Origin of the sequence: Acinetobacter sp. YH12233 (genome assembly GCF_013417725.1) — a bacterium.
Lineage (GTDB): Bacteria > Pseudomonadota > Gammaproteobacteria > Pseudomonadales > Moraxellaceae > Acinetobacter.
In genome coordinates this window covers 1-23,881 of record NZ_VPDK01000002.1, presented here as the reverse complement: position 1 = coordinate 23,881, position 23,881 = coordinate 1, and the positions used below count along the sequence as shown (strand labels likewise).

General features: G+C 44.7%; 22 protein-coding genes and 1 pseudogene. 11 read left to right on the top strand and 12 right to left on the bottom strand.

The features are described 5' to 3' along the window. Window position 1 precedes the first annotated feature (1 nt). Window positions 2-1,186, top strand: coding sequence for an iron-containing alcohol dehydrogenase (locus tag FTV12_RS01465; RefSeq protein ID WP_034170151.1), 1,185 nt, complete (start codon window positions 2-4; stop codon window positions 1,184-1,186). A gap of 264 nt (window positions 1,187-1,450) precedes the next feature. After that, entirely contained in the window at window positions 1,451-2,839 is a 1,389-nt protein-coding gene (locus FTV12_RS01460; protein ID WP_004784881.1) for an APC family permease, read from the top strand. A 69-nt stretch (window positions 2,840-2,908) separates the two neighbouring features. On the opposite strand, the gene FTV12_RS01455 is transcribed toward FTV12_RS01460, so the two are convergent. The 8 genes from FTV12_RS01455 to rplU form a co-directional block, all read right to left on the bottom strand. Further along, entirely contained in the window at window positions 2,909-3,298 is a 390-nt protein-coding gene (locus FTV12_RS01455) for a hypothetical protein (protein ID WP_171521858.1), read from the bottom strand. Window positions 3,299-3,481: 183 nt separating this feature from the next. Further along, the gene (locus FTV12_RS01450; protein WP_166137859.1) at window positions 3,482-3,958 is read right to left on the bottom strand and encodes a tRNA (cytidine(34)-2'-O)-methyltransferase; all 477 of its coding nucleotides are present in this window, start codon (window positions 3,956-3,958) and stop codon (window positions 3,482-3,484) included. Between the two features lie 34 nt (window positions 3,959-3,992). Continuing rightward, window positions 3,993-5,366 (bottom strand): siroheme synthase CysG, encoded by a 1,374-nt coding sequence (gene cysG, locus FTV12_RS01445; protein WP_166137861.1) that lies wholly within the window; start codon window positions 5,364-5,366, stop codon window positions 3,993-3,995. Window positions 5,367-5,439: 73 nt separating this feature from the next. Further along, window positions 5,440-6,711 carry a serine--tRNA ligase gene (gene serS / locus FTV12_RS01440; protein WP_005236894.1) on the bottom strand — a complete coding sequence of 424 codons (1,272 nt, stop codon included), beginning with the start codon at window positions 6,709-6,711 and terminating at the stop codon, window positions 5,440-5,442. A 100-nt stretch (window positions 6,712-6,811) separates the two neighbouring features. Then, a complete protein-coding gene (locus FTV12_RS01435) occupies window positions 6,812-7,570 on the bottom strand; it encodes a DUF3298 domain-containing protein (RefSeq protein WP_166137863.1) in 759 nt (252 codons plus the stop codon). Between the two features lie 166 nt (window positions 7,571-7,736). Further along, the gene (gene lolA, locus FTV12_RS01430; protein WP_004784895.1) at window positions 7,737-8,429 is read right to left on the bottom strand and encodes an outer membrane lipoprotein chaperone LolA; all 693 of its coding nucleotides are present in this window, start codon (window positions 8,427-8,429) and stop codon (window positions 7,737-7,739) included. Between the two features lie 247 nt (window positions 8,430-8,676). After that, a complete protein-coding gene (rpmA, locus tag FTV12_RS01425) occupies window positions 8,677-8,931 on the bottom strand; it encodes a 50S ribosomal protein L27 (protein ID WP_004784896.1) in 255 nt (84 codons plus the stop codon). 19 nt (window positions 8,932-8,950) lie between these two features. Then, on the bottom strand, window positions 8,951-9,262 hold the full coding sequence (gene rplU / locus FTV12_RS01420) for a 50S ribosomal protein L21 (protein WP_004784898.1): 312 nt from the start codon (window positions 9,260-9,262) through the stop codon (window positions 8,951-8,953). A 444-nt stretch (window positions 9,263-9,706) separates the two neighbouring features. Here rplU and sdsA point away from each other — a divergent pair, with 444 nt between their 5' ends. The 8 genes from sdsA to FTV12_RS01380 all read left to right on the top strand — a co-directional run bounded on the left by sdsA (window position 9,707) and on the right by FTV12_RS01380 (window position 20,372). Beyond that, complete coding sequence (gene sdsA / locus FTV12_RS01415; protein ID WP_004784900.1) at window positions 9,707-10,684, top strand: All-trans-nonaprenyl-diphosphate synthase; 978 nt, start codon at window positions 9,707-9,709, stop codon at window positions 10,682-10,684. A gap of 15 nt (window positions 10,685-10,699) precedes the next feature. Further along, window positions 10,700-12,742 (top strand): site-specific recombinase, encoded by a 2,043-nt coding sequence (locus tag FTV12_RS01410; protein WP_159123405.1) that lies wholly within the window; start codon window positions 10,700-10,702, stop codon window positions 12,740-12,742. 159 nt (window positions 12,743-12,901) lie between these two features. Continuing rightward, window positions 12,902-13,504, top strand: a complete 603-nt coding sequence (locus tag FTV12_RS01405; protein ID WP_159123404.1) for a phosphatase PAP2 family protein — start codon at window positions 12,902-12,904, stop codon at window positions 13,502-13,504. 35 nt (window positions 13,505-13,539) lie between these two features. After that, the gene (locus tag FTV12_RS01400) at window positions 13,540-14,811 is read left to right on the top strand and encodes an efflux RND transporter periplasmic adaptor subunit (RefSeq protein ID WP_179992619.1); all 1,272 of its coding nucleotides are present in this window, start codon (window positions 13,540-13,542) and stop codon (window positions 14,809-14,811) included. Between the two features lie 13 nt (window positions 14,812-14,824). After that, window positions 14,825-17,995 carry an efflux RND transporter permease subunit gene (locus FTV12_RS01395; protein ID WP_159123402.1) on the top strand — a complete coding sequence of 1,057 codons (3,171 nt, stop codon included), beginning with the start codon at window positions 14,825-14,827 and terminating at the stop codon, window positions 17,993-17,995. 5 nt (window positions 17,996-18,000) lie between these two features. After that, entirely contained in the window at window positions 18,001-19,467 is a 1,467-nt protein-coding gene (gene adeK / locus FTV12_RS01390) for a multidrug efflux RND transporter AdeIJK outer membrane channel subunit AdeK (RefSeq protein WP_103799675.1), read from the top strand. Window positions 19,468-19,574: 107 nt separating this feature from the next. After that, entirely contained in the window at window positions 19,575-19,931 is a 357-nt protein-coding gene (locus FTV12_RS01385) for a YbjQ family protein (RefSeq protein WP_004784911.1), read from the top strand. Between the two features lie 3 nt (window positions 19,932-19,934). Then, window positions 19,935-20,372, top strand: coding sequence for a YbjQ family protein (locus FTV12_RS01380; RefSeq protein ID WP_159123399.1), 438 nt, complete (start codon window positions 19,935-19,937; stop codon window positions 20,370-20,372). On the opposite strand, the gene def is transcribed toward FTV12_RS01380, so the two are convergent. Continuing rightward, the gene (def, locus tag FTV12_RS01375) at window positions 20,373-20,861 is read right to left on the bottom strand and encodes a peptide deformylase (RefSeq protein ID WP_180010582.1); all 489 of its coding nucleotides are present in this window, start codon (window positions 20,859-20,861) and stop codon (window positions 20,373-20,375) included. It abuts the gene before it with no gap. Between the two features lie 317 nt (window positions 20,862-21,178). Here def and FTV12_RS01370 point away from each other — a divergent pair, with 317 nt between their 5' ends. Next, entirely contained in the window at window positions 21,179-22,456 is a 1,278-nt protein-coding gene (locus FTV12_RS01370; protein WP_180010580.1) for an MFS transporter, read from the top strand. A 53-nt stretch (window positions 22,457-22,509) separates the two neighbouring features. Here FTV12_RS01370 and FTV12_RS01365 read toward each other — a convergent pair whose 3' ends face one another. The 3 genes and pseudogenes from FTV12_RS01365 to FTV12_RS01355 form a co-directional block, all read right to left on the bottom strand. Continuing rightward, the gene (locus FTV12_RS01365) at window positions 22,510-23,007 is read right to left on the bottom strand and encodes a DUF2505 family protein (RefSeq protein ID WP_159123396.1); all 498 of its coding nucleotides are present in this window, start codon (window positions 23,005-23,007) and stop codon (window positions 22,510-22,512) included. A gap of 138 nt (window positions 23,008-23,145) precedes the next feature. Beyond that, window positions 23,146-23,418 (bottom strand): hypothetical protein, encoded by a 273-nt coding sequence (locus FTV12_RS01360; RefSeq protein ID WP_004784921.1) that lies wholly within the window; start codon window positions 23,416-23,418, stop codon window positions 23,146-23,148. A 140-nt stretch (window positions 23,419-23,558) separates the two neighbouring features. Next, window positions 23,559-23,881, bottom strand: a pseudogene (locus FTV12_RS01355) (IS1595-like element ISAcra1 family transposase); the annotation flags it as partial.

The window sequence follows — 23,881 nt, the reverse complement described above, 5'->3', positions numbered from 1 at the left end:
CATGGCAAAACCTTATTATGAATTTTTCTGCCCAGTCAAAGTAATTGCTGGTCATGCCGCGTTAGAACACATTCCTTTTGAATTGGCCACTTTAGGTGCCAAACGTCCACTGATCATTACCGATAAAGGTGTACGTGCCAATAACCTGCTGGCGCCGATTGAAGCTGCTTTTGAATCGACCGATGCCAAAATTGCAGCGATTTTCGATGATGTACCGCCAGATTCCAGTTTAGGTACAGTGCGCAGCGCAGCACAGCTTTATCGTGATCATGATTGCGATGCCATTATTGCTGTTGGCGGCGGTTCAGTGATTGATACCTCAAAAGCGACCAATATTTTGGTCTCTGAAGGTGGTGACGACTTACTCAAATATTCTGGTGCGCATAACCTGCCTAAACCGCTGAAGCCATTTTTCGTAATTCCTACGACTTCTGGTACCGGTTCTGAAGTGACCATGGTTGCTGTGGTATCGGATACCGAAAAGAATGTGAAAATGCCATTCGCATCTTATTATCTGATGCCGCATGCAGCGATTCTGGATCCACGTATGACTCAGACCCTGCCACCGCATCTGACTGCCATGACAGCCATGGATGCGATGACACATGCTGTAGAAGCCTACACCTGTATGGCAGCCAATCCAATTTCAGATGCTTATGCCACAGCTGCCGTGAAAAAGGTCAGTGCCAACCTGTTTAACGTACTCGACAACCCAACTGATGCCCAAGGTCGTCTGGAGCTGGCTCAGGCCTCTACCATGGCCGGAATTGCCTTCTCCAATTCAATGGTGGGTCTGGTGCACTCCCTTGGACATGCTCTAGGTGCAGTCGCGCATTTGCCGCATGGCCTATGTATGAATCTGTTCCTGCCTTATGTACTGGAATACAACAAGGAAGTGAATGGCGACAAGATTGCCGAGCTGCTGCTGCCATTGGCGGGTGCAGACATCTATGCACAAACACCAGCACACTTACGTGCAGACAAGACCATTGCTACAATTTTAACCATGCGTGATCGAATCTATAGCTTGACCAAATTACCGCGCACATTAAGTGAAACAGGTAAGATTTCTGAAGCACAGCTGGATGAAGTTGCTGAAAAAGCATTAAATGATGGTTCCATCATTTACAACCCAAAAGAAGCCAGTTTGGAAGATTTGAAATCTATCTTAAAAAAGGCTTGGTAATTACTGAAAAATAAGCCAATATAGCGAAAAATTTAAGCCTGATGTTTTTTTAGACATCGGGCTTTTATCTTGCAGGAAATCGCCGTTTTTTGCTTCGAATGGCACATTTCGTGCAGGCCTAAATTCAAAAAATAGCTAGTAAAAGCCGTAATTTTAAAGTAGATTGGCGCGCTTTTATAGAAAATTGTAGGGGGGATCGTTCGTCTCAAACGATCCTTATTAAATATGACTGATCCTTGATCAACGATTAAGAGGATAACGCCGTTGACAAATTTCTCTGGGACTCAATCGGCAGCTAAACTGCAAAAAACGCTAGGGCTCTGGCACATCATTATTATTGGTTTAGCTTACATTCAACCAATGACCTTATTTGATACTTTTGGTTTGGTATCTGAAGAAAGTCATTTGCATGTTCCTACTTCTTACATCATTGCCCTAATTGCAATTTTGTTTACATCGATCAGCTATGGTCACATGATTCGCCGCTACCCTTCTTCGGGTTCGGCCTATACCTATGCCCAAAAATCGATTCACCCGAATATTGGCTTCATGGTGGGCTGGTCTTCCTGGCTGGATTATCTGTTATCACCAATGGTGAACATCATCCTGGCAGTGATCTATCTTGAAGCACTGTTTCCTGATGTGAACCACTGGGTCTGGGTAATCGTGCTGACTGCCTTCATGACCGGGGTAAACCTGCGCGGTGCACGCTTCGTGGCAAACTTTAACAGTTTGATCGTACTGGTACAGTTACTGGTGATCGGTATCTTTACCTGGATGGTCTTTACCAAACTGCAGGCCGGTTTCAATGCTGATGGTCCGATTACAGCTGAACAGCGTTACCAGCTTTGGAGTCTTGAACCGTTCTGGAATGAACTGACTTCGGTAGGCGCCCTGATTACTGGTGCGACCTTACTGTGCTTCTCATTCACCGGTTTTGACTCTTTAAGCTCTCTGGCAGAAGAAACCAAAGATACTGAAAACACCTTGCCTAAAGCGATTTTCTTGACTGCTTTAATCGCTGGTGTGATTTTCATTATCAGCACTTATTTCATGCAGCTGTACTTCCCTTCTACACCGGGTTCTTACTTCAAGAATATTGCTGAAACTCAGCCAGAAATTCTGCTTCTTGTAGGCGGCTCACTGTTCCAGTCTTATGTTCTGACTTTTGCGATCATTACCGTAATGGCGTCTGGTATCTCTGCTCATGCAGGTGTATCTCGTCTGATGTATGTCATGGGTCGTGATGGCGTGATCAACAAGAAAATCTTTGGTCATATCAGTCCGAAAAGCTATACGCCAAACTACAACATTCTGATTGTAGGTGCAGTGGCCTTAACTGCTGGCTTCATGGATCTGGATATCGTGATTTCGATGATCAGCTTCGGTGCCTTGACTGCGTTTACATTCGTGAACCTTTCAGTAATTTCACGTTATGCACTGCGTGATGGCCGTACTAAAACTGCGAAAGATATTTTCAGCTTTGTGGTCATCCCGATGCTTGGTTTTATCAGTATCTTTGCGATGTGGTTGGAAATTGAAGAAACTGCACTGAAATACGGTTTATGGTGGGCGATGTTCGGTATTTTGTACCTCGGTTATAAAACCAAGGGCTTTAAGCACCCTGCTCCACAACATAACGAGTTTGAATAATCGATATTGTTCATACCTAAAAAGGCGCTTTATGCGCCTTTTTTTATTTTCTTGGATAATAGACTGAGCTTATTGTAGGCGACAATCAAAACCCATCTGGGTATTTACCCGGTTATTCTGAAAGCCCAGTTTTTCAATAAACAGATCACGATTGGATAATAGTTTCTGATCTTCCGGACTGAGTCGAGCCTTGTTTTTCACTGCCATTTGATACATTTCATTCACCACGCCCTGAAAAATATCGCAAACTTCCTGACGTTTGGCAGGTTTCATCTGACGTCCACGCCAAGTCCACTCGAAATCATCACGGCTAAGGGTTTTACCCCACTGCTCAATGCGGCTATTCAAGCGCTGTTGCATCGCTGCCAGCCCTTGGCGGATTTCTTCCTGAGTAATGGGCTGAACTGTATCTTGTAATGATACTAATTGCTGTGGCGCTTCTTGAGCCTGTGTCATCATGCTGGCCAGCAACAACGTACTACAGCCTGCTAGAATCCATCCTATTTTCACATCTTGTTCCTTTTTTCTACATTCTCAAGAGCTTATCTGCTAGATTACCTGAAAGAACAAATATGTACCTGCATCTGTTACATAAAATAAAAAAGCTGCCCTTAGGCAGCTTTTTAAATCGGTACGATGAACTTAAAGCGGTTTAAAATCCTGCTGACGCCATGCTTCATAGACAATCACAGCAGTCGCATTAGACAAGTTTAAGCTGCGTGAATTCTCTGCCATTGGCAGACGAATCCAATGCTCTTTCGGGAACATCATACGGACATTTTCTGGCAAGCCACGAGTTTCTGGTCCCATCAACAAGGCTACAGAACGATTTAGATCTGAGGTATGCGGGGTTTCAAAACCTTTGGTGGTCAGCGGATAAACTGCATCTACACCTACGCCCTTAGTAGCCAGATCGGCCAGACAGTCATCAATATTTTCCCAAATCTGCATATTGGCATATTCATGATAATCGAGACCGGCACGTCTTAGTTTTTTATCATCCAGTTCAAAGCCAAGTGGCTTGACCAAATGTAACTGTGCTCCCGTATTTGCGCATAGGCGAATAATATTACCTGTATTGGCAGGAATTTCAGGTTCATATAAAACAACATGGATCACAGCTTTTCTCTACTTTTGGGAGTCCAATGGCCGTTTAGGACCACTTCAATTTTTCACGTAAACGCACCACTTCACCAATAATGGTCAAGGTTGGTGCCTGAATATGGTGCTCATTCACTTTCGATGCAATATCTTGGAGCGTTCCCACCACGACTTTTTGCTCTGGTGTGGTGCCTTTTGAGACTAGGGCTACTGGCATATCTGGACGCTGACCATGCTCAATCAATTGTGCACAGATTTTTTCCAGTCCAACCAGTCCCATATACAGTACTAAGGTCTGGTTTTCATAGACCAGTTCATTCCAAGGCAGCTCTGGTGAACCTTCTTTTAAATGACCTGTCAGGAAGCGCACGCTTTGCGCATAATCACGATGAGTGAGCGGAATACCAGCATAAGCTGAACAGCCTGAAGCTGCAGTAATGCCAGGCACGACCTGAAAGGCCACGCCAGCAGCAAACAGCTCTTCAATCTCTTCACCGCCACGGCCAAAGATAAACGGATCACCGCCTTTTAGACGACAAACGCGCTTGCCTTCGCTGGCATATTTCACCAGTAAGGCATTAATTCCTTCTTGTGGCACTGCATGATTAGACCGCGCCTTACCGACATAGATCTTCTCTGCATCACGGCGACAGAGATCCATGATTGGTGCAGAGACCAAACGGTCATAGATCACCACATCGGCTTGTTGCATCAAACGTAAGGCTTTTAGCGTCAATAACTCTGGATCACCCGGTCCAGCACCGACCAGATAAACCTCACCTTTTGGCTTTTGCCATTCATTTAAAGCTTGTTCAATCAGACGGTCAGCTTCAGCCAGATTGTCATTAAATACCTGTTCTTTCAAAGGACTGGCATATAAATCTTCCCAGAAGATACGGCGTTCATCGGGATTAGTGATCTTGGCTTTAACTGCACTACGCCACTTACCAGAGAACTCAGCCAGTTTACCCATACCATGCGGAATGGTAGCTTCAAGCTGAGTACGGATCTGACGGGACAATACCGGTGAAGTACCGTTACTCGCGACTGAAATAATCAGTGGTGAGCGGTCGATAATCGCTGGTACCATGAAACGGCAATGTGGTGGATCATCAACACTGTTGACCAGCACATTTTCAGCTTCACAGTCTTCAAACACCTGACGGTTGACTCGAGCATCATTGGTCGCTGCAATCACCAGACGGTAGGAACGTAGAGGAATTTCAGAATTGAAAGGTGCCTGAACATATTGACCGGCGGTCGCTTGAACAATCTCAAGCAGACTCGCTTCGATCTCAGGGGCAACCACCGAAATGACTGCCCCTGCTTTCTGTAGCAATACCGCTTTACGGTATGCAATATGTCCACCACCGACAATCAGACAAGGTTGCTGTTGCAACTTTAACGAGATTGGAAAGATATCCACAAAATGCCTCAAAAAGTTTTAAATCTGACTGTCTAAGCAATTTTCATGCACATTTTGGTGCATACACCGACATTTAGTCGATATAAGTTGCACCACCCATATACGGACGCAGTACTTCAGGGATCTCAATTGAACCATCAGCACGTTGATAGTTTTCCATGACCGCCAGTAAAGTACGACCTACAGCCAGGCCTGAACCATTCAACGTATGCACGAATTCAGTTTTTTTCTGGTCAGCACGGTAACGCGCTTTCATACGGCGTGCCTGAAAGTCCCACATATTTGAGCAAGATGAAATTTCACGATACGTATTTTGACTTGGCACCCAGACTTCAAGGTCATAGGTTTTGCATGCACCAAAGCCCATATCACCACCACACAGAATGATTTTACGGTATGGCAGACCTAATGCCTGCAAAATACCTTCTGCATGACCAGTCAACTCTTCCAGTGCCTGCATAGAGTCTTCAGGTTTTACAATCTGCACCATCTCAACTTTGTCAAACTGGTGCTGACGGATCAAACCACGGGTATCACGGCCATAAGAGCCAGCTTCACTACGGAAACATGGGGTATGTGCTGCATATTTTAGTGGCAGACGGTCAGCATCAATGATTTCATCACGCACGAAGTTGGTTACAGGCACTTCAGCCGTAGGGATCAGGTAGAATTCTTTCTCACCTTGCAGCTTGAACAGGTCTTCTTCAAATTTTGGTAATTGACCAGTACCACGTAGAGAATCTGCATTCACCAAATAAGGAACATAGGCTTCGGTATAGCCATTTTTAGTGGTATGCGTATCCAGCATAAACTGGGTAATCGCACGTTGCAGACGCGCTAAAGGACCTTTCAGAACGCTGAAACGTGAACCGGTCAGTTTGGTCGCAGTTTCAAATTCCAGACCGCCCATCATTTCGCCCAAGTCAGTATGGTCTTTGATTTCAAAATCAAATTCGCGTGGTGTACCCCATTTCAGGACTTCCACATTGTCATTTTCATCTTTACCTTCAGGTACAGATTCATCTGGAAGGTTTGGAATAGACAGTGATTTTTCTTCCAGTTCAGCTTGCAGTTCAGCCAGAGCAGCTTCAGCAGCCTTAATTTCATCACCAATCGCAGACATGCGTGCCATAATTTCAGAGGCATCGCCACCTGCTTTTTTGATCTGACCCACTTGCTTGGCACCGGCATTACGCTCAGCTTGCAAGGATTCAGTTTTGGATTGAATCTCTTTACGTCGAGCTTCTAATGATGCCCACTCCTCAACATTCAGTTGAACACCACGTTTTGCCAAGGCTAAATTTACAGCCTCAATATTATTTCTAAGTAATTTCGGGTCGATCATAGCCAATCTTTGGATAAGAAAAAAACTGGCTATAGTGTAAGCTCTTAACGTCAAAAAATACAGTGACTGACCTACCGGCTGGAGTTTATTAGCGCAATATTTAAAGGCTTGTTTGAGGCAGAAGCGATAAATATTCAGGCCGGATGATCTCGCTTAATGCTGTATAAGGTACTTTTAATTCTGCCATGTCACTGATTGGCTTACTCAACTCACCTGCCGGATAAACCAGTACCAAGCCCTGACCGTCAAAATAATAATTGTCGCTCAATGCTAATTTCTGCTGGGTGATTTGATAGCGATCTAGCCAGTCTTTATTTGCTTGATATAGAGCCTGTTTCAGTTTTTCATCTGTATTACCGCGCACAACCTGATGAAGAGCTAGACGTTTCTTCTGTTTTATATCTAGATTGACATATTCACTATGAGATTGTGACTGGGCACGTTCAGGCTGATGAGTAGTTTTGAAGATAAAAGTAGCTAGATGAGCATGCTGATTCAGGTAACTCACCTGAATGGAACGCTGATCAATAAATTTCGGCTCATCCTTTGCTTTAATTTTATTACTGGTCACTTTGCTAAAAGCGACCGGCTCAGTACGCTGGATCCGCTCCATAAAATACTGATCAATCCAGCTGATATTGGTATCTACAGTCTGCAAATCAAAACGCACACAACCTTCGATTTCACACACGACCTGATTAGCATCTTTAACCGGAATTGTTTTGGACTGAATTTGCCCCGTGTCTTCTGATTGCGCGGATGTAGTGACTGAAGAGGTTTGAGGCTGACAGGCAAATAGCCCAAGATTCAGACATAAGATACAATCGATCCAGCCTATTTTACATGAAGTCATTTTCATCCTGAGCTCCTAAAATTTTGCAATTTCATTGACTCAACTTTTGTTTATTCTAAAACGCCCGAACTTCCAGATATACGCTAACCTTGTAATGACTCCAAATCCATCCCGATCAGGAACAAAAAAAAGCAACCCGAAGGTTGCTTTTTTATTTAGGGTGTATTGATGCTTACTGATCAATAATGTCTGTGCCCTTTGGCGGAGTAAAGTTAAACGTAGATGCCGGAATCGTGGTATTCAGTTTTACATTACTAAATTTAATATTCGTAGTCTGGCCTAAGGAATCTTGCAAAATCATCAAGCTAGGCGCTTTGTTCGCACCAAAACTAATAGTCAGGCTTTCAAACACCCCATCGGTATTTTTCGGATAAAGCGTGTAATAGGTTTTAGCTTTATTCGGCTGAGTTACGCGATAAGATTGCATAATCTGGCTGGTATTGCCGGACAATAATAATGCCGGTGTATTTGCCACTTGATCGTCTAGACTCTGACGCACTGCTTGCTGCAAGTCTGGATCATAGATCCATACGGTTTTACCTGTAGTGGCAATGGTCTGTTTAGATGGACTAGAAGTTTCCCAGTAGAATTTACCTGGACGCGCCACCTTCATCACACCTTTAAAGGTCTGGTTCATGTGCTGGGCGGTTAAGCCTTTTTTCTGGGTCGCTTTCGGATTCGTGACTTTAGTGGTTTGTTCAAAATTTGCAGTTAAGCTACGGATATTGCTGAGCTGTTTCACCAGATTCGCAGTAGCTTGCTGCTCCGTCGCTGCAGTTGCGGCAAATACAGTCGTGCTCATGACAGGTGCCAGTGTCGCCGTACCGATTGTTATGGCACATACAGTTTTACGAAGCATACTCATAATCTCACCTTTTTGTATTTGCATATTGCTATTTATCTAATGGCTCATATTAAACCAATTTCTCGAACTAAGATGATAGAAAATAAGAAGTTTTGTATTGTTATTAATGCAGAATTCCTGTTTTTATTCATCATGATGAAGATTCAATAGTGATATTTACATTCGCTGTCACAGCTTTATAAGCCGATAAATCTTCATGCATAAAAAAACCCACAGAAACTGTGGGTCTTTTTTCTATTTCAGCAAATTATGCTTCAACAGATACGTAGCGACGGCCAAATTGACCTTTCACTTCGAATTTTACTACGCCATCAGCAGTAGCAAATAATGTATGGTCACGGCCCATACCTACGTTTTGACCAGCGTGGAATTCAGTACCACGTTGACGAACGATGATGTTACCTGCAGTTACAGTTTGGCCACCGTAAACTTTAACACCTAACATCTTAGGATTCGAATCACGACCGTTCTTAGTCGAACCACCGGCTTTTTTAGTTGCCATGTCTATTTACTCCTAGTAATTAGCCTGAGATACCAGTAATTTTCAACTCAGTGAACCATTGACGGTGACCTTGTTGTTTACGGTAGTGCTTACGACGACGCATTTTGATGATGCGGATTTTGTCGTGACGACCATGGCTAACTACTTCTGCAGTTACTTTAGCGCCAGCTACAACTGGAGCACCGATTTGAATGCTATCACCGTTTACAAGCATAAGTACGTCATCAAACGTAATTGTTGAACCAGTTTCAGCTTTCAATAATTCAACTTTAAGGGTTTCACCCTCAACTACACGGTGCTGTTTACCACCGCTTTGGATTACTGCGTACATAATGTACTCCAAACATGCCCGTGTCGACGTGCCGATAAAGGAATATATCGATCTTAAAACGCGCGCCACTGGGGGTTATACAAGGGCAAAGATTTTAAGGGATATTATAAGAAACAACAAGCCATTTTAAGGAAATAATCATGAACTCCATTACAAAGCCTATAAATCATTAAATTATTCATTCAAAATCAAAGATTAATACCGGATATACTGACCAAAAAACGCTGCTCAATTCCGAGTTTTCCAGCTGCCTGAGAATGTTTAGAAAAAAACTTTAGCGGAAAGATATTGTTCATTTTTTAAATGTCAAAATTTAGGCTAAACTCAAAGAAGTGCTATAAAAAGCTGATTTTTAGTGGAGTTTGTGCTTTTCTTAGCTTTCACTCATGTTATAAATTGTTAAACTACCCGCTGCGATTTACCAAACTAGAGGTTTTCTTTCACATGGCCATCGACTTTAAGCAAGATATTCTCGCTCCTGTTGCTAACGACTTTGCTGCGATGGACACATTCATTAACGAAGGAATTACCTCAAAAGTAGCGCTGGTGATGGCGGTCAGCAAGCATGTGGTTGAAGCTGGCGGCAAGCGTATGCGCCCCATCATGTGCCTGTTGGCAGCAAAAGCCTGTGGTGCCGTAGAACTGGAACAACATCGCAAACTGGCCGCCATTATCGAAATGTTGCATACGGCAACTCTAGTTCATGATGATGTTGTGGATGAGTCAGGCTTACGCCGTGGCCGTCCAACCGCTAATGCCACCTGGAACAATCAGACAGCTGTGCTAGTGGGTGATTTCCTAATTTCGCGTGCCTTTGATTTGTTGGTCGACCTTAACAATATGACCCTGCTCAAAGACTTCTCTACGGGTACCTGCGAAATTGCCGAAGGCGAAGTTCTGCAACTGCAATCGCAACATCAGCCAGAAACCTCAGAAGAAACCTATTTGAGCATTATTCATGGCAAGACTTCTCGCCTGTTTGAACTGGCGACCGAAGGTGCCGCTATTCTTTCCGACAAGACTGAGTTCCGTGAACCGTTACGTAAATTCGCCGGTCACTTCGGTAATGCTTTCCAGATTATTGATGACATTCTGGACTATACATCTGATGCTGAAACCCTAGGTAAAAACATCGGTGATGACCTGATGGAAGGCAAACCGACCCTGCCATTGATTGCTGCCATGAAGAATACTACAGGTGAATCACATGAAATTATCCGTCGCAGTATTGCAACGGGCGGAACAGATCATTTGGCAGAAGTCATCAAGATCGTAAATGATTCTGGCGCCTTGGATTATTGCCGCCAGCGTGCAACTGAAGAAACAGAAATTGCAATTCAAGCCTTGAATGCACTACCCGATTCAGAGTATCGTCAGGCCCTCGTTAATCTAGCCAAACTGGCTCTTCACCGGATTCAATAGCCGCTTACCTCGCCTATGCATATTAATTTTCTTGATATTTTTCAAAGCATGCAGCACCAGCTTGAACAACCACAAGCGGTGCTGGATGAGAATCTGCTCATCCAACTTGTAGAACGTATACGCCCAGAAGACAGCAGAAATACAGAAGAAATCGAAACAAAATTTAATGCATTTATCCGGGCTTTACTGCTCACTCCCAATGCAGTCTTAACCTTACAAAGTTTCACTTTAAGAGTTATCAATCGTTATAAACAAGCCAGCCTGTTTTCCGATACCGGGATTCTTTCTTTGGATGGTTTCTGGAACCAGCTGAATCAGCGAATCGGAGCGCATATCCTGCCGGTGATTCCAGATCATCTGCAGCTTCAGGAATTGTTCCGCAAAATTTTCTATTTACGCACCGATAAATACTGGCTGGATTATTTTGATGAAGCGGATTGGCAGCGACTTTTTGCTGTTGTGAATCAGGGTCATTCTAATCAGGTAGAAAAAACCCGAATCAAAGATCAGATCATTAAAGCACTAACCATTCTGTCCTACCGCGTGAGTGGGATCGGTTTGCATCCTGAATTTATCAATGCCCAGCCTGAGCTCATGGAATATGAATCACCTTTTCTGGTGCAAAACCGTGAGATTATTGAATTTATCCAGGAATATAAAAAACGCTATAACACTGTAGAACTGGTGGATGCGATTACACCGCCAGATGCCTCGCAAGCCCTGGTGATGCTGGAGCAGTGTCATGATGTTGTTGCCAAAATTCGCCGCTCTACCAAACGGATTGGGGTCAGTGTCAGCCTGACCTATATGCTGGCCTTGCTGGAACAGTGTCTGGAACGGATTGAAATCCTGCTGAATATGGTGCTGGATGACGATGACCTGCGTTACCAGTCCATTGGTCTGTTTATCGCAGATATTACCGAAGCGATTTATAGCGAACGCAGTGTACGTGCCTTACTGACTACCAATAGTGAACTCCTGGCTTTGCAGGTAACTGAAAATGCCAGTAAGACTGGTGAACATTACGTAAGTACCGACAAGCAAGGCTTTCTGGCCATGTACAAATCGGCAGCCGGTGCCGGTGTCATCATTGCTTTTATGGCTTCGCTGAAAGTTTTAATGGCGCGTGTCACCATGGCACCTTTAATGCAAGCCTTTAGCTATAGCATGAACTATTCGCTCGGTTTTATGCTCATTCATGTGCTGCACTTTACCGTTGCAACCAAACAGCCGGCGATGACCGCAGCTGCACTGGCTTCTACCGTACAACAGCGTAAGGGTTCGAAAACCGCCCAGATTGCTGAACTGGCTGCACTGATTGTGAATATCATTCGGACCCAGTTTGTCGCGATTCTTGGGAACATTTCAATCGCAATCCCGGTTGCAGCACTGATTGCCCTGATGTGGGAGTTTGCCCTACATGAGCCATTAATGACGCATGCCAAAGCAGCTAAAACCTTATATGACCTGAATCCATTTACTTCTTTGGCAATTCCTCATGCAGCAGTGGCTGGAGTATGTTTGTTCCTGTCAGGCCTATTAGCCGGTTATTTCGATAATATGGCAGTGTATCGGAAGGTTGGTCCTCGTCTGAGAGCTCATGTGCGCCTGTCGCAACTGATGGGACAAGAACGTTTACATCGATTTGCCGATTATATTGAACGTAATCTGGGTGCACTGGCGGGTAATTTTATTTTTGGGGTTATGCTGGGCAGTATGGGTACCATCGGTTTCATTCTCGGTCTGCCTTTAGATATTCGTCATATTGCCTTTGCCTCTGCCAACTTTATCCAAGGACTGATCAATATCAATGGTCCAGATATTGGACTCATCATTATCTCTTTCTTGGGTGTTCTGCTGATTGGCCTGACTAACCTTTTTGTAAGTTTTAGCCTGACCATTATTGTGGCATTACGCGCACGACGGGTGCGTTTCGAACAATGGAAACCGCTCGCTAAACTGGTCATGACCCACTTTCTTACTCGCCCAAGTGAGTTTTTCTGGCCGCCGAAGCAAACCATTGAAATTGACGAAAATCATACATCCACAAAACTGTAAAATTGCGAGAATATTTGGGCATTTAGGTACAAAATCCCATAAATAAAAAATGGAATTTGCATAAAATACGCACTCTTGAAAAAAAGTGTACTGGCAAGTACACTTTAGCGCAGACAGTTAACCGGTTGAATAACGGTTAAAAGGACAAGGATTTTTGGCATGCATTACTTGTTACTTATTGTCGGAATTTTATTTTTAATTTTCAGTGTGTTATTTCTTGATATTGCAACTTTAAGCCAGTTAGATGTGCTTGCAATAGAATGGATTAGCGGCTATCGCACAGAATTTTTAAATCAAATTAATCAGTCCTTATCAGTGATAGGTGGCATGCCATTTGTATTATTTTTATCCACACTATGGTGTATTTTTCTACTGTGGTATAAAAAGTATGCAAGCGTAATTTTTATATGTATCGGAATTATCGGAGGAATTCTCCTAGGCTGGCTTTTAAAATTCAGTATTGCCCGACCTCGACCAGCAGAGTCTTTTCATCTGGTTGAAAGCTATGGAAGCTCCTTCCCGAGTGCCCATAGCGTCTATGCAGCCTGTCTCGGCTGTCTGGCAATATTCATATATCGGCAACATCCCCGACATACCATCATCTGGATGGGTGCAGGTGCATGGATGCTGATTATGGGTATTTCAAGAGTTTATCTAGGTGTACATTTTCCTTCAGATGTCATATCCGGCTGGAGTATAAGTTTTATTTGGATTTCGTTGTGGTATATGGTCTGGATCAGATATTGCACGGCTCACAAATAAAAAAATTTAGATAAGAATCCAATTGAGGTGGAACAATGATGTCTGCAAAGCTTTGGGCACCCGCCCTGACTGCTTGCGCATTAGCAACAAGTCTTGCACTTGTTGGTTGTAGCAAAGATCCTAAAGAGGGCCAGCAAGCTGGTGCTCAGCAGCAAATGCCACCGACTGAAGTCGGTATTCTTGTTGCACAGCCACAAAGTGTCGAGCAGTCTGTAGAGCTCTCAGGTCGTACAACAGCATTTGAGATTTCTGAAGTACGTCCACAGGCTAGTGGTGTGGTGCTTAAACGCTTATTCACTGAAGGTAGCTATGTCCGTGAAGGTCAGGCACTGTATGAAATCGATTCAAGCACTAACCGTACTACTGTCGATAATGCTCGTGCTGCGATTGCCCGTGCTGAAGCGAATCTAGGTGTATTGCGTGTTAAAGAAGGCCGTTACCGTCAACTGGTCGGTACCAATGCCATTTCTAAACAGGAATACGATGACATTGCAGCACAGGTCAAACTGGCTGAAGCTGATTTGAATGCAAACCGTGCAACTTTACGTAATGCTGAAATCAACCTGGGCTATTCAACCGTACGTGCCCCGATTTCTGGTCAAACTAACCGTTCTTCGATTACGGCGGGTGCGTTAGTGACTGCAAATCAGACAGAACCACTGGTTACGATTCAGCGTCTAGATCCAATCTATGTAGATATCAACCAATCCAGTGCTGAACTGCTGCGCCTGCGTCAACAGCTAAGCAAAGGCAACCTCAACAGCTCAAACAACACCAAAGTGAAGTTAAAGCTTGAAGATGGCAGCATCTACCCTGTCGAAGGCCGTCTTGCATTCTCGGATGCCAGCGTGAACCCTGAAACAGGTACTGTGACTTTACGTGCAGTATTCCCGAACAAGAACCATTTACTTCTGCCAGGTATGTTTGCCACAGCGCAAATCGTACAGGGTGAAATTCCAAATGCCTTCATGATTCCACAAGCGGCGTTAACCCGTACGCCTACTGGTCAAGCCATGGCGATGCTGGTGGGTGCTGATAATAAAGTGACTCCACGTCCAGTAACGACAGTCGGGACTCAAGGCAGCAACTGGATCGTAACCGAAGGTCTTAATCCGGGTGATAAAGTGATTGTTGACGGTATTGCTAAGGTAAAACCTGAACAGCAAGTGGTGCCTAAACCTTATCAACCTCAAGCGGCTGCCCCACAAGGTGCTGCTCAACCAGCTGCACAGCAACCTGCAGCAGATGCAAAAAAGGCAGATGATGCAAAGAAACAACCTGAACAAAAACCTGCTGCAAATGCATAAGGAGTAATGGTTCATGGCTCAATTCTTTATCCATCGCCCGATTTTTGCATGGGTGATTGCATTGGTAATTATGCTGGCGGGTATTTTGACCATCAGCAAAATGCCAATTGCTCAATATCCGACGATCGCGCCACCGACAGTCACCATTTCTGCGACTTATCCGGGTGCATCTGCAGCGACTGTAGAAAATACAGTAACGCAGATCATCGAGCAGCAGATGAACGGTCTGGATGGCTTGCGTTATATTTCTTCGAACAGTGCCGGTAACGGTCAGGCATCCATCGCCTTAAACTTTGAACAGGGTGTCGATCCTGATATCGCACAGGTACAGGTACAAAACAAGTTACAGTCAGCGACTGCACTTTTGCCTGATGATGTACAACGTCAGGGTGTACGTGTTACCAAATCTGGTGCCAGCTTCCTTCAGGTATTAGCTTTCTATTCGCCTGATGGCAGCCTGACTGCAGATGACATTAAAGACTATGTGAACTCAAATATTTCTGAACCTTTAAGCCGTGTGGCCGGGGTTGGTGAAGTTCAGGTCTTTGGTGGTTCTTATGCAATGCGTATCTGGCTGGATCCAGCCAAAATGGCTAGTCTGCAAGTGACTCCAAGTGATGTGGCTCAGGCAATCCGTACCCAGAACGCTCAGGTGGCTGTCGGTCAATTAGGTGGTGCGCCACAGATTGAAGGTCAGGTGCTGAATGCGACGGTGAATGCGCAAAGTCTGCTGCAAACACCTGAACAGTTCGAAAACATCTTCTTGAAAAATACCACTTCAGGTGCTCAAGTCCGTCTGGGCGATGTCGCACGTGTAGAACTGGGTGCAGACAACTACCAGTTTGATTCTAAATTTAACGGTAAACCAGCTGGCGGTGTTGCGATTAAACTTGCAACTGGTGCCAATGCGCTGGATACCGCTGAAGCAGTTGAAGAGCGTTTAAAACAGTTACGTCCGAACTATCCTCAAGGGATGGTAGATACACTGGCATTTGATACCACACCATTCATTCAGTTATCGATTGAATCGGTGGTTCATACTCTCATTGAAGCGGTCATTCTGGTCTTCATCGTAATGTTCCTGTTCTTGCAGAACTGGCGTGCAACGATTATTCCAACCATGGCCGTTCCAGTGGTTGTATTAGGTACTTTTGCAATCATTAATATCTTCGGCTTCTCGATCAATACCTTGACCATGTTTGCGATGGTTCTTGCAATTGGTCTGTTAGTCGATGATGCGATCGTTGTGGTTGAAAACGTTGAACGTGTCATGGCTGAAGAGCATCTTGATCCTGTGAGCGCGACTGCAAAGTCGATGAAACAGATCTCTGGTGCGCTGATCGGTATTACCTCTGTACTGTCTGCAGTATTCGTACCAATGGCATTCTTTGGTGGTTCTACAGGGGTTATCTATCGCCAGTTCTCAATCACGCTGGTCACAGCAATGGTTCTGTCTCTGGTGGTGGCCTTAACCTTTACCCCTGCCCTGTGTGCGACCATTCTGAAACAGCATGATCCGAACAAGCCGCAAAGCAACAACCCGGCTGCGCGTTTCTTCCGCTGGTTTAACCATAGCTTTGACCGTGTTTCTGTGAAATATCAGGGCGGTGTCAATCGTATGACCCACCACAAGATTTTCTCCGGTATCATCTATGCGGTGGTGATCGGGATTATTGTGCTGATCTTCCAGAAACTTCCTTCTTCATTCTTACCTGATGAAGACCAAGGTGTCGTGATGACGCTGGTACAGTTGCCACCAAATGCAACCCTAGAACGTACCGATAAGGTCATCAATACCATGACCGGTTACTTCCTGGAAAATGAAAAAGATCATGTCCAATCTGTCTTCAGTGTGGCTGGTTTCTCATTCACAGGTGTAGGTCAAAACGCTGGTCTGGCATTTATTAAACTAAAAGACTGGTCTGAACGTACCACACCAGAATCACAGGTCGGTGCAATTATCCAACGTGGTATGGCACTGAACATGATTGTGAAAGATGCGTCTTACATCATGCCGTTACAATTGCCAGCGATGCCTGAACTGGGTGTGTCTGCCGGCTTTAACATGCAGTTAAAAGCAGCAAGTGGTCAAAGCCATGAGCAACTTTTAGCAGCGCGTAATACTGTTCTGGGTCTGGCTGCACAAGACAAACGTCTTGCAGGTGTCCGTCCAAATGGTCAGGAAGATAACCCGCAGTACCGTGTGATTGTCGATCATGCACAAGCCGGTGCTTTAGGTGTCAGCATTTCTGAAATTAACAGCACCATGAGCATGGCGTGGGGTGGTTCGTACATTAACGACTTCCTTGACCGTGGTCGTGTGAAAAAAGTGTACGTTCAGGGTGAAGCCAGCTCTCGTATGATGCCGGAAGACCTGAACCAGTGGTATGTTCGTAACAACCGTGGCGAAATGGTTCCGTTCTCGGCATTCGCAACCGGCGAATGGACCTATGGTTCGCCTCGTCTGGAACGCTATAACGGCGTATCTGCGATGAACATTCAGGGTACACCAGCACCGGGTGTGAGCTCAGGTGATGCAATGCGCGCAATGGAAGAAATCATTGCCAAGCTTCCTGAAATGGGCATGCAAGGTTTCGACTATGAATGGACTGGTCTGTCTCTGGAAGAACGTGAGTCTGGCGCACAAGCACCATTCTTGTACGCGCTTTCACTGTTGATCGTGTTCCTATGTCTGGCTGCATTGTATGAAAGCTGGTCAATTCCATTCTCGGTTCTTCTGGTTGTACCACTAGGTATCGTGGGTGCATTACTATTGACCTTTGGCGGTATGATTCTGTTTAAAGACCCGAACCTGTCGAATAACATCTACTTCCAGGTAGCGATTATCGCCGTAATTGGTCTTTCTGCGAAAAACGCAATCTTGATTGTGGAGTTCGCCAAAGAGCTGCAGGAACAGGGCGAAGAGTTGTTTGATGCGACCCTGCATGCGGCAAAAATGCGTTTACGTCCAATTATCATGACCACCCTTGCCTTCGGTTTTGGTGTACTTCCACTAGCACTTGCTTCAGGTGCCGGTGCGGGTAGCCAGCACTCTGTCGGTTACGGTGTCCTCGGTGGTGTAATCAGTTCGACGCTTTTAGGTATCTTCTTTATTCCTGTATTCTACGTGTGGATTCGAAGTATCTTTAAATACAAACCAAAACAACAAAATCAGGAGTACTAGTCGTAATGCAAAATATATGGTCTATTACAGGTCGTAGCATTGCGGTATCTGCCCTCGCGCTTGCTTTGACTGCATGTCAAAGCATGCGTGGCCCAGAGCCCGTTGCAGAGGCAAATATCCCAAGCAGTTATACCAATGCTTCAGGTACTTCTGTAGCAGAACAGGGTTATAAAGAATTCTTTGCTGACCAGCGCCTGTTACAGGTACTGGACTTGGCATTGACCAATAACCGTGATTTGCGTACTGCCGCATTAAACATTCAGCGTGCCCAACAGGCTTATCAGATTTCTGAAAATGACCGCCTGCCAACCATTGGTGCGAGCGGCAGCGTGTTACGTCAGGATACTGGCAGTAACAACCCGCAAAGCCGTGGCGCTGTAACGACTTATAATGTCGGTCTAGGCGTAACTGCATTTGAGCTGGATTTCTGGGGTCGTGTGCGTAGCTTGCGTGACAATGCACTGGATACTTATCTGGCGACTCAAAGTGCGCGTGATGCGACTCAGATTTCTCTGATCGGTCAGGTGGCCCAAGCATGGCTGAGTTACTCATTTGCCAATGCCAATCTGGCGCTGGCTGAGCAAACGCTGAAAGCCCAGCTTGAATCTTACAACCTGAACAAGAAACGTTTTGATGTGGGGATCGATAGCGAACTTCCAGTACGTCAGGCACAGATTTCTGTTGAAACTGCACGTAATGATGTTGCCAACTATCGCACCCAGGTGGCTCAGGCACAAAACTTGTTAAATCTGCTTGTAGGTCAACCCGTACCGGCCAACCTGTTACCGGCACAACGTGTTACCCGCATTACCTCTAATGCGGCCCTAGGTGCAGGCTTACCAAGTGACCTGCTGATTAACCGTCCGGATGTACGTGCAGCTGAATACCGTCTGTCTGCGGCAGGTGCCAATATTGGGGCTGCCCGTGCACGTCTGTACCCAACCATCAGTCTGACGGGTTCTGCAGGTTTTGCATCTGCGGATCTGGGTGATCTGTTCAAATCTGGCAGTTTTGCGTGGTCTATAGGCCCAAGTCTGGATATTCCAATTTTCGATTGGGGTACACGTCAGGCCAATATTCGTATTTCTGAAACAGATCAGCAAATTGCGCTGTCAGATTATGAAAAATCCATTCAGACTGCATTCCGTGAAGTGAATGATGCCCTGGCGGTACGTCAGAATATTGGTGACCGTATTGCTGCTCAACGCCGTCTGGTTGATGCGACTAACACGACTTACCGCCTGTCTCTAGCACGTTTCCGTGCCGGTATTGACAGCTATCTGACTGTACTGGATGCACAACGTGCTTCATATGCAGCGGAACAAGGTTTGTTATTACTTGAACAGGCAAATCTGAACAGCCAGGTTGAACTGTACAAGAGTCTTGGTGGTGGTTTGAAAGTTAACACCTCAGACACTGTACCGTATCGCCCATCTGTGACTGAACAGCGTCGTGCCGAACAGGCAAAATAAGCTCAACCTCTTTTTCAGAAAAGCTCACTTCGGTGGGCTTTTTTATTGCTTTTTCAAAGGAGATTTTCTATCTTCATGATTATATGATTGATTAAGAAGATATCTGCATGTTATTGAGCAATCTCGAATCTGTACCGGGACATACCATTCGCCAGCAGATTGATGTGGTGTATGGCAGTACTGTGCGCAGTAAGCATGTTGGACGTGATTTGCTGGCCGGCCTGAAAAATATTGTCGGAGGCGAGTTGACTGCTTATACCGAATTACTGGAAGAATCCCGTCAGGAAGCCATGAACCGGATGATTGAAAAAGCTCGCAGTATGGGTGCCAATGCGATTGTGGGTATCCGTTTTTCTACCTCAAATATTGCCCAAGGTGCTTCTGAACTGTTTGTTTATGGCACAGCAGTCATCGCTGATCCAGTCATGCCTAAACTGCCTGATCCATTTCCACAGGCGAACTAATGCATGGACGGATTGATTATACAGATTGTCATTTTTGCCATTCTGTTCAGCGTGGGTTTCGGTTTTGGTCGCTATAACGAGCGCAAGCATCTGCAATATCTGGATGAGCAGGAACAGCGTTTAGCTTATATCCGGGTCAATAATAGCCGTTTTAACGAATCTACATTCCCCGGTCATATGATCAGCAGCAATGTGGTCATTTCACATGATTACTTTAAATATGCGATTGCTAATGTGCAAAACATGTTAGGTGGTCGTTTGACCAGTTATGAGAGTGTCGTTGAACGGGCACGACGTGAAGCTATAGTACGGTTAAAACTGGAAGCAGAAAAAATGGGCGCTGACCAGATTATGGGAATCCGCCTCAGTACGACTGAACTTGGCATGCAAGGCGGTATGGTTGAAGTCTTTGCTTATGGCACTGCAATTCAGACCAAGTAATTATGCTTCTGCAAGCTTCTCTACAAATAGAATTCCATTCAGGTGGTCAATTTCGTGCTGTACAATTCGTGCCGGAAAGCCTTTGAACACTTGAACCATTTCATTTCCCTCTAACGTAAAATAACGTACCTGAATCTCTTCTGCTCGAACTACCCTCCCTCTTTGCTCGGGCACACTTAAACAGCCTTCCTCACCCAATACTTGTGTAGCTGAAGTACTGATAATCTCCGGATTGATCATGGTCACAGCTTCCATATACGGCGCGTCTGGATAACGTAAATTGGGCCGTGATGCGACAATAATAATGCGTTTAGAGACATAAACCTGCGGTGCTGCAATGCCCACGCCCTGACGTTGTTGCATGGTCTCCATCAAGGCGCTGTTAAATTGCCGCAACCAGTCACTGTCAAATTCAGCCTGTGTGACCGGACTGGCAATTAGGGTTAAAATGGCCTCACCTTGCTGTGCCACCGCCAAGGTATTTGTCATCGCGCTATCCTGTATTTTTTTCATTTAACTCTATCTTAGAGGGAAAATTACAGAATGAACATCATACTAAAATGAATAAATACGTCTAAAAAAGATAAGCTGTGTTTTAAGTAGTATGTCGAAATCCAGCTTATGGTTGCCTTAAAAACTTCACTTAACAGGAAAATAATTAATCAAAATATTCCAAATAATTTCGTTCGTTCAAATTTTAATAACTTTTAGTTTAGATTAAACAAAGAAAGATTGATTATTCAAGAAAATAACCCTTCTTTAAAATCAGCATTCAAGTCATGGATATTAAATAATGGAACGACCACATGAATGCACAACCCTATCTGAGCCGTGCTGATAAACGCACCCTCGGACTATCGTCCCTAGGTGGCGCACTGGAATTCTATGATTTTGTCATTTATGTGTTCTACGCCAAACTAATTTCCGAACTGTTCTTTCCAAGTACCCTGAGTCCATTTTGGGCCATGCTGAATACCTATGGCATCTTTGCTGCAGGCTATTTCTTCCGCCCACTCGGTGGTGTGGTGATGGCACATTTTGGGGATCTGATCGGTCGTAAACGTCTATTCAGTCTATCCATCTTGCTGATGGCGCTACCGACCCTCATGATCGGGATCATGCCAACCTTTGAAAGTATTGGTTATGCTGCACCATTACTGCTGCTATTGATGCGTGTTATTCAAGGTATTGCGATTGGCGGTGAAATTCCGGCTGCCTGGACCTTTGTGTCAGAGCATGTGCCAGAACGCCGAATTGGGATTGCCAATGGTTTGCTGACTGCCGGCCTATCGCTCGGGATTCTACTTGGTGCCCTAATGTCGTTATTTATTTCACTTCAGTTCACTGAAGCGGAAATCAAAGACTGGGCTTGGCGCGTTCCATTCATTCTGGGTGGGATTTTCGGTTTTATTGCCCTTTACCTGCGCAGTTATTTGAAAGAAACTCCAGTTTTTAAAGCCATGCAAGCTCGAAAAGAGCTTTCTAAAGAATTACCGGTCAAGCAAGTGCTGTTAAGCCACAAAACTGCTGTAGGCATCGGGATGTTATTTACCTGGTTCCTGACCGGCTGTGTGGTGGTCTTGATTCTGGCGATGCCGAATCTGCTGGGGGCTAGTTTTGGCTTCGAACGTGCTGATGCATTCAAAATGCAAAGTGCTGCGATCCTGATGCAAATGCTCGGTTGCATTATTGCGGGTGTACTGGCTGACCGTTTCGGTGCAGGCAAGGTCATTTTACTTGGCTCTATTTTTGTCGCGGCAATGGCCGGGATTTTTTATCACAGTCTGGGTCATGTTGAAGCGTCAACGGTGTTCATGCTTTACATGTTGCTCGGTCTAAGCTCAGGAACCGTGGGCATGGTGTCCTATAGCATGGTGAAAATGTTCCCGGCACAAATCCGTTTCAGCGGAATTTCATTTTCCTATAATCTGGCCTATGCGATTGCAGGTGGAATCACCTTGCCACTGGTGCAATGGTTGAGCCTGTATAGTAATATTGGTGCCCTGTACTATATCTGGACTGTGTGTCTAGTGACCCTATTCACTGCCCTGCTTTACCGCAGCAAATTTGAAAAAACAGCCTAAAATAAAAAAGAGCCTGACTCAAAGGCTCTTTTTCTAATCGTAAAAATACGAGCTTAAGCTGTCAGATTCTTGCGTAGCTCATCTTCCACGATGCTGATCTCGATTTCACTGAACTTACGGATTTCACCTTCGGCATGTTTTTCTAGCATGCCACCGACCAAAGGCACTTTCACATTCACCGTCCAGTTTAACTGGAACTGGATCTGCTGTTCATCACCTGTAACGGCACGCTGACATTTGGCTTCAATTGGCAGATTGGCACCTAGTTCCACAACAGAAGTCATTTCTTCTAAATTGCTGACATCGGTACGTTGCAAGCGAAATGCATCTTTTAGCAGTTTTTTGGCAATATCTGGGATTTTGACATCCAGATTGTAGGCACGTTTCAGGGTATACAGGTGTCCCTGCTTTTCTGAAACCAGAATTTCCATATTTTGAGCAGGGATCCGATGACAAACCGCTTCATGCAAACTGATGTCATTTGCCAGACGTTTAAATTCATCAATCGAAACACCGCGAATAATTGCATTTACGGTAAACTGGTGGGCCATATCTATTTTCCTTATTTTTATTAGGGGTTATGGACTCAAATTAAGTCAAATGAATCATCTGACAGAGAAGATAAGCTATTTAAGTCAATTTTACATCGGCTGTCATTATTTTTTTATTGAGAAAAATTGGCATTGAGGTCAATGTTTCCAGGCAATTTTTGCAGATATACAGGGTCCACAGCTGAGTAAAAGCTGAACTTCACGATACTCAATGACCGCATGAAATTCTTCTGCCCCATCATCTAGGCCGGAAGCATACCAGACCGTACCCGCAGGAAATTTCTTTAACCAGCTGGCCTTATAAAAATCAGAAACGGAATCAAACTGTAAATAGTGTTCCGGTTCTGCTTCAACCTGAGTCGCTAAAGCCATAAATTTCTGTAATTGTGCCTGATGAAAATCAATCAGCATGAGGCAGCCCTTCCTTTTGTATGAGGCGATTACATGCCATATAGGTAAGCATAGATGTCATTTACGACTCGTGAGTTTTGACATCATGGCTTAGATCAGATTAAAAATAAGGCTCTAGACTAGCAGATTTACACTTAATTTTACCTAATGAGGTTCCACAGCTCAGTTGCTAACTCATTAGGTTCCCTCATCCAACGCCATTCAGTTTCTTTAAGATGATAATCAAAGTACTCTTTTGATATGCCGTTAAACTTTGCTAGCCTTCTTTTACAAAAGCTCCAAAATGATTCTATTCCATTTATATGACATTCTCCTCTAGCAAACTCATTTGCTCCGTGATTTACCCTAAAATGCTTTGAATAACCCACATCAACAAGACCATTATAGCCACGCCATCCATCACTATAAATCACACTCTCAAGTGAAACTTTACCAATGATAACCTCTTGTAAAGTCTTCATTT

Excerpts from the sequence above, each read along its gene's own strand:
- FTV12_RS01465 (WP_034170151.1), top strand. The coding sequence starts at position 2 with ATGGCAAAACCTTATTATGAATTTTTCTGCCCAGTCAAAGTAATTGCT.
- FTV12_RS01455 (WP_171521858.1), bottom strand. The coding sequence starts at position 3,298 with ATGATGACACAGGCTCAAGAAGCGCCACAGCAATTAGTATCATTACAA.
- serS (WP_005236894.1), bottom strand. The coding sequence starts at position 6,711 with ATGATCGACCCGAAATTACTTAGAAATAATATTGAGGCTGTAAATTTA.
- FTV12_RS01435 (WP_166137863.1), bottom strand. The coding sequence starts at position 7,570 with ATGAAAATGACTTCATGTAAAATAGGCTGGATCGATTGTATCTTATGT.
- lolA (WP_004784895.1), bottom strand. The coding sequence starts at position 8,429 with ATGAGTATGCTTCGTAAAACTGTATGTGCCATAACAATCGGTACGGCG.
- rpmA (WP_004784896.1), bottom strand. The coding sequence starts at position 8,931 with ATGGCAACTAAAAAAGCCGGTGGTTCGACTAAGAACGGTCGTGATTCG.
- rplU (WP_004784898.1), bottom strand. The coding sequence starts at position 9,262 with ATGTACGCAGTAATCCAAAGCGGTGGTAAACAGCACCGTGTAGTTGAG.
- sdsA (WP_004784900.1), top strand. The coding sequence starts at position 9,707 with ATGGCCATCGACTTTAAGCAAGATATTCTCGCTCCTGTTGCTAACGAC.
- FTV12_RS01410 (WP_159123405.1), top strand. The coding sequence starts at position 10,700 with ATGCATATTAATTTTCTTGATATTTTTCAAAGCATGCAGCACCAGCTT.
- FTV12_RS01405 (WP_159123404.1), top strand. The coding sequence starts at position 12,902 with ATGCATTACTTGTTACTTATTGTCGGAATTTTATTTTTAATTTTCAGT.
- FTV12_RS01400 (WP_179992619.1), top strand. The coding sequence starts at position 13,540 with ATGATGTCTGCAAAGCTTTGGGCACCCGCCCTGACTGCTTGCGCATTA.
- FTV12_RS01395 (WP_159123402.1), top strand. The coding sequence starts at position 14,825 with ATGGCTCAATTCTTTATCCATCGCCCGATTTTTGCATGGGTGATTGCA.
- adeK (WP_103799675.1), top strand. The coding sequence starts at position 18,001 with ATGCAAAATATATGGTCTATTACAGGTCGTAGCATTGCGGTATCTGCC.
- FTV12_RS01385 (WP_004784911.1), top strand. The coding sequence starts at position 19,575 with ATGTTATTGAGCAATCTCGAATCTGTACCGGGACATACCATTCGCCAG.
- FTV12_RS01380 (WP_159123399.1), top strand. The coding sequence starts at position 19,935 with ATGGACGGATTGATTATACAGATTGTCATTTTTGCCATTCTGTTCAGC.
- def (WP_180010582.1), bottom strand. The coding sequence starts at position 20,861 with ATGACAAATACCTTGGCGGTGGCACAGCAAGGTGAGGCCATTTTAACC.
- FTV12_RS01370 (WP_180010580.1), top strand. The coding sequence starts at position 21,179 with ATGAATGCACAACCCTATCTGAGCCGTGCTGATAAACGCACCCTCGGA.
- FTV12_RS01365 (WP_159123396.1), bottom strand. The coding sequence starts at position 23,007 with ATGGCCCACCAGTTTACCGTAAATGCAATTATTCGCGGTGTTTCGATT.
- FTV12_RS01360 (WP_004784921.1), bottom strand. The coding sequence starts at position 23,418 with ATGCTGATTGATTTTCATCAGGCACAATTACAGAAATTTATGGCTTTA.